This window comes from Bacillota bacterium, assembly GCA_036504675.1.
GTDB lineage: Bacteria > Bacillota > Sulfobacillia > JAJYWN01 > JAJZPE01 > DASXUT01.
Window position 1 is genome coordinate 1 of record DASXUT010000130.1, and the last position, 2,800, is coordinate 2,800.

Here is a 2,800-nt window from a genome sequence, read left to right on the forward strand (position 1 = left end):
GCCTCCTCTTCCAGGTCGGCGCGACCGTGGCCATGGGCGTCCTGGTCGACACCTTCCTCATCCGGGCCGTCCTCATCCCGGCCTTGGCCTCCTCCCTCGGCCGCTGGAACTGGTGGCCGGGCGGTCGGGAGCGGCCGGCCGCCAGGCCCGACCGATGAAGGAACCGCCAGGCCCGACCGATGAACGCCGGGCAATAACAAGGGACAGCCCACGCCGGGGCTGTCCCTTCTTCTTCGCGTCTCCGCGGGTTCCGGCGGCCTCAGCCGGCCGACTTGCCGACCGCCTTGGCGGCGGCCTCGGACGGCGCCTGACCGCCCTTGCGGATGAGCTTGAACCTGGCGGCCATGTCCTCTTCGGTTTCGCACTTGAGGAGTCTCGGGTCGATATCGAGGACCGAGTCCAGGACGGCCCGGACGATGCCCTGTGAGTCGACCCGCTTCTTGCCGACCTTGGTCGCCAGGGAGACCTTCTTCAGCCATTCCGCCTGGTCGGCGTAGAGGGTGATCACCGAGACCACCTTGGCCCTGGCCCTCTGGAAGGGCCCCTGGGCCGGCGGGGCTTCGGCGGCCGGCACCTTGGCGGCCTCTTTGTTGGCCGTGGAGATGAAGGCGATGACCGGCTTCGACACTTCGGCCTTGCCGGCGTCGGCCGCCCCGGACTCGCTCCCAGCCGCCGATCCGGCCGCGCCCTGGGCGGCACCCGCGGCTTGGGCCGCCGGCCCCTGGGGTTGCTTCCTGGCGGCCTCACGGGAAGACTGCCACCCGTCTCTGGCCAGCTGCAGGATTTGCGGCTCCATCCGCGCCTTGGGGTTACCCACCACTTGGCTGTACCAGAGGACGGCCTTGGGCATATTCCCCGTCCGCCGGTGGAGTTCGCCGATGAGGTAGGTGATGGCCACCTCACTCATCTTGCCGATCGGCATAGGCTCGGTGTTGTAGGCCTTCTCGTAGTTCTCGAGGGACTTGGCCAAGCACTCGGCTTCCCTGGGGTCGCCGGTCGACCGATAGAGCCAGGCCAATCTCAGATACAGGCTGGCGAAGGCGCTGGCCCTGGCCCCTTTCATCTCGGTACACTTGATGGCCTGCAGGAAAGCGGTGATCCCTTTCTGAACGTCGCGCTCCCCGGAGAAGTCGATCCCGAGGTAACCTTGCTCGGCCAGACCTCTTTCCAACCGCTCCTGGTCGGGCGGACTGATCTCGGCGAAGTTGCTCTCGGAGGCGGCGTAGCCACAGTGCGGACAGACCCAGACGCTATAGATGTTGGGGTTGACGTTCTGGTAGGTGACGGAGAAATCGGTGTCCCGGCGACTGACGGCACACATGGACCGGCGGACCTTGCGGACGCTGAACTTCTTCTGGCAGACCGGACAGGTCTCTTCCTGATCGTAAAACAGTTTACTGTCGGCCAATAGGTTCTACCCTCCCAATGGATCAACCAAATGACCTGCTCCACCCGTTATTATCGGAGCCCGCCCGGCCCGCCATCAGTCGCCTATACTCGCCTCTAGCTGGCCGTTCCCATCTCCTGGAAGGGTGTTCAAAACTTGGACATCAAAAAACGTCCGAAACCCGGACATGTAGAGGCGGTGCAGGTGAGTCGTCGGAAGCTCCCGCCCGTGGCCCGGGCCACTGATGGCCCTAGGGGCCGGCGGTCTCGGCCCTCGGTCCGATTCCCGACGGAGAGCTGGACTCAGCCAGGGAGCCCGACGCCGCCCCCGGGGCCTCGACCATCGCCCCGCCCCCTGACCAGATCATACCCCCGCGGCGCGGGGCGACCCATGGCCGTGGTCGCCGGACGATGTGTTCCTCGTCACACGAAAAGCCCGCCGTCGCCGGCGGGCTCCTGTTCTTCTGTCAGCGGTCAAGATGCTTCCTAGACTACCCGGCAGGCCACCCTATGCCCGCCGCCCCTGTCGGTCAGCTCGGGCTCCTGCTCCGAACAGATCTTCTGGGCCAGGCGGCAACGGGTCCGGAAGTGGCAGCCGCTCGGCGGGTTGATCGGGCTCGGCACGTCGCCCTCGAGGATGATCCGCCGGCGTTCCTCCTCCACCGCCGGGTCGGGGATGGGGATGGCCGAGAGAAGGGCCGTCGTGTAGGGATGGGTCGGGTGGGCGTAGAGCTCGTACCCGTCGGCGATCTCGACGATCTTCCCGAGGTACATCACGGCCACCCGGTTCGAGATGTGCTTGACCATCGCCAGGTCATGGGCGATGAACAGGTAGGTCAACCCCATCTTCTCCTGGAGGTCCTGGAGCATGTTGACCACCTGGGCCTGGATCGAGACGTCCAGGGCCGAGATGGGTTCGTCGCAGATGATGAAGCTGGGCTCGGCGGCCAGCGAGCGGGCCAGCCCGATGCGCTGCCGCTGCCCGCCCGAGAACTCGTGGGGGAACCGGCTGGCGTGCTCGCGGCTCAGCCCGACGGTCTCCAGGTGCTTGTAGATCAGGTCCTTGCGGGCGTTGCCCTTGGCCAGCCCGAAGATGTCAATGGGCTCGCCGACGATGTCGCCGACGGTCATCCGCGGGTTGAGCGAGGCGTAGGGGTCCTGGAAGATCATCTGGATCTTCCGGCGGGTCTTCTGCATCTGGCTGAGGCTGAGTTCGAAGAGGGAGACACCATCGAAGACGACCTTGCCCGAGGTCGGCTCGTAGAGGCGAGCCACCGTCCGGCCGACGGTGGTCTTCCCCGACCCGCTCTCGCCGACCAGCCCAAGGGTCTCGCCGCGGGCGATTTCGAAGCTGATGTCGTCGACCGCCTGGACCCATTCGCGTCGGCCCCCGAAGGACAAGCCGGCCGCCACC

The 2,800-nt window shown here is 66.5% G+C and carries 3 protein-coding genes; 1 reads left to right on the forward strand and 2 read right to left on the reverse strand.

Features of this window, described 5'->3' with window-relative positions; all coding sequences use genetic code 11:
- Positions 1 to 158: MMPL family transporter (locus VGL40_09070; protein ID HEY3315406.1), on the forward strand; the 158-nt coding region annotated here is incomplete at its 5' end.
- A 101-nt stretch (positions 159 to 259) separates the two neighbouring features.
- Here VGL40_09070 and VGL40_09075 read toward each other — a convergent pair.
- The gene (locus tag VGL40_09075) at positions 260 to 1,408 is read right to left on the reverse strand and encodes a DUF2225 domain-containing protein (protein HEY3315407.1); all 1,149 of its coding nucleotides are present in this window, start codon (positions 1,406 to 1,408) and stop codon (positions 260 to 262) included.
- 464 nt (positions 1,409 to 1,872) lie between these two features.
- The gene (locus tag VGL40_09080) at positions 1,873 to 2,799 is read right to left on the reverse strand and encodes an oligopeptide/dipeptide ABC transporter ATP-binding protein (GenBank protein ID HEY3315408.1); all 927 of its coding nucleotides are present in this window, start codon (positions 2,797 to 2,799) and stop codon (positions 1,873 to 1,875) included.
- Position 2,800 lies beyond the last annotated feature (1 nt).